Origin of the sequence: Halalkalibacter oceani, from assembly GCF_023715705.1 — a bacterium.
In the GTDB taxonomy this organism is placed as follows: Bacteria; Bacillota; Bacilli; order Bacillales; family Bacillaceae_D; genus Halalkalibacter; species Halalkalibacter oceani_A.
This window is the reverse complement of sequence record NZ_JAMBOS010000084.1, coordinates 1-473: the sequence shown is the minus strand read 5'-3', so window position 1 is coordinate 473 and position 473 is coordinate 1. Positions and strand designations below refer to the sequence as shown.

Annotated in this window: 1 pseudogene; it reads right to left on the bottom strand. The window is 68.5% G+C overall.

Annotation, left to right across the window (positions count from 1 at the left end):
- Positions 1-322, bottom strand: a pseudogene (locus M3212_RS21745) (ribonuclease PH); the annotation flags it as partial.
- Positions 323-473 lie beyond the last annotated feature (151 nt).

Genomic DNA, 473 nt, shown 5'->3' with positions numbered 1-473 from the left:
CGCGCAGCGAGCGGCCGATCAGGCGCTGGATCTCGACCCCGCGCCCGTCCTGTTTTCCCTTCGAGATGTCGCGCTGCTTGCGGTCGCCGGTCGAGGCCGGCAGCATCGCGTACTCGGCGGTGACCCAGCCTTTGCCCTTGCCCGTCATCCAGCGCGGCACCTGCTCCTGGACCGAGGCGGTGCAGATAACCCGCGTGCGGCCGATCGAGATCAGCGCCGAGCCAGCGGCGCTTTCGACGAAGCCGGGGTCGATCGTCACCGGCCGGATGTCGGCGGGCGCGCGGTCGTAGCTCGAGAGGCTGGCATCGCGCGAGTCTCTCATGCGGGGCGTGGAAAAGCTTGCGGCCTAGACCTTAGACCGACAGACCTCGCCACCGTGCCGGTAGGACCTCTCGAGCCGGCGCACCGCTCGCTGAAAGTCGCGAATGGCCAGCGCTCCACGTCTCGTATTCCTCTTTGCAGCCGGCTTAGGC